3 protein-coding genes are annotated in these 1,155 nt (G+C 42.2%); all 3 read right to left on the bottom strand.

What is annotated here, in order from left to right; all coding sequences use genetic code 11:
- Window positions 1–325 precede the first annotated feature (325 nt).
- Window positions 326–496, bottom strand: a complete 171-nt coding sequence (locus tag R7E47_RS24925; RefSeq protein ID WP_005398424.1) for a hypothetical protein — start codon at window positions 494–496, stop codon at window positions 326–328.
- A gap of 16 nt (window positions 497–512) precedes the next feature.
- Window positions 513–800, bottom strand: a complete 288-nt coding sequence (nadS, locus tag R7E47_RS24920) for a NadS family protein (protein ID WP_029946694.1) — start codon at window positions 798–800, stop codon at window positions 513–515.
- The coding region (locus R7E47_RS24915) for a type II toxin-antitoxin system RelE/ParE family toxin (protein WP_318085448.1) at window positions 790–1,155 on the bottom strand (366 nt) is incomplete at its 5' end. The genes nadS and R7E47_RS24915, both read right to left, overlap by 11 nt.

Genomic DNA, 1,155 nt, shown 5'->3' with positions numbered 1-1,155 from the left:
TGAAAAACTTTGGCATCAAATGGAAATGCATGGAGAGCCCAAAAACACATTTGAATGGCTTCAAATCGAAGCAAAGAAGCTCATAATTTAAAGCAACATAACGTTGTGGTGGTGATTATTATTCCTATTATGTTAAACGGGCGAGTTAGCTATCAAAAACAGCCCTTAGAACGCCATCAGAGGCTCTAGGCACGTTTTTAAGCACTTACTATGCCCTACTGACCCAGAAATCGGGCTGAAAGTTTGTGACGCTTTTCAGGCGATTTACAGGGCAAAGATGGCGCTGTTCGTTTGAAACAAAAAACGCCCTCTAAGGGCGTTTTTTCTATGTTTTCATCTTATCGATGGCGTCTTTGGTGATCAGCTCGTTAGCTATCTCTAAGTTCTCTTTGTACTTCTTCTCTTTGTACTTCTCATATTCAAATCGAGATAACGAACTTCTCGGATCGTACTCGTAACGCTGACAGAATTGCTCAAAAGTAACAGCTGCACTCATAGACACCTCTTAATCTTTAAACTGAAAACTTCGCATAAAGCTCTGGCTCTTTAGAGAGTAGAGTTAGGACTTTGCTTGCTAAACCTGTCGGATTTCTCCGTCCTTGCTCCCAACTTTTCACGGTATCAATACTCACATCCATCGCTTGTGCCAACTCTTTTTGGCTGACATCCAGTTGTGCTCGGATCGCTTTAACATCGGCAATCTCATAACGAGTGACATTCGCAGGAGTCTGCTCTCCTTTTGCAATCGCTTCGGCTTGCTTCATCGATGTATAAAGTTCATCAAAAATACTATTGCTCATTGTCATACTCTCTCTTAATCGACCTCGACACTTCTTTAAGGAGATTCTTCTCTTTCTGAGTTAAAGAGTCCTTTCTCCCTTTCTTGTACAGCAACACCAAATAGACAACATCAGGTTGGATCAGTAAGTAAATCGTTCGATAACCACCACTCTTACCTGTCGATTCTCCAGCAAGGCGAACTTTTCTTAGCCCTCCCGTTCCGACAATCAACGATCCCATTTCTGGGTTTTTGATGATGTCTGACTGCAACGCTCGAAACTCTTCATCCGTGAGCATCTCTTTTCGCTGAGATTCAAACAATGGCGTTTCAATAAACTCTAATGCGTAGCTAATAACCCGATCCTCTCCCAAAAG

It is taken from the genome of Vibrio sp. Vb1026 (assembly GCF_033338745.1).
GTDB lineage: Bacteria > Pseudomonadota > Gammaproteobacteria > Enterobacterales > Vibrionaceae > Vibrio > Vibrio alginolyticus.
Note: the sequence above shows the minus strand (reverse complement) of the source record. Positions and strands in the feature narration are given on the sequence as shown.

Coding starts and splice junctions, on each gene's coding strand:
- R7E47_RS24925 (WP_005398424.1), bottom strand. CDS start 496: ATGAGTGCAGCTGTTACTTTTGAGCAATTCTGTCAGCGTTACGAGTAC.
- nadS (WP_029946694.1), bottom strand. CDS start 800: ATGAGCAATAGTATTTTTGATGAACTTTATACATCGATGAAGCAAGCC.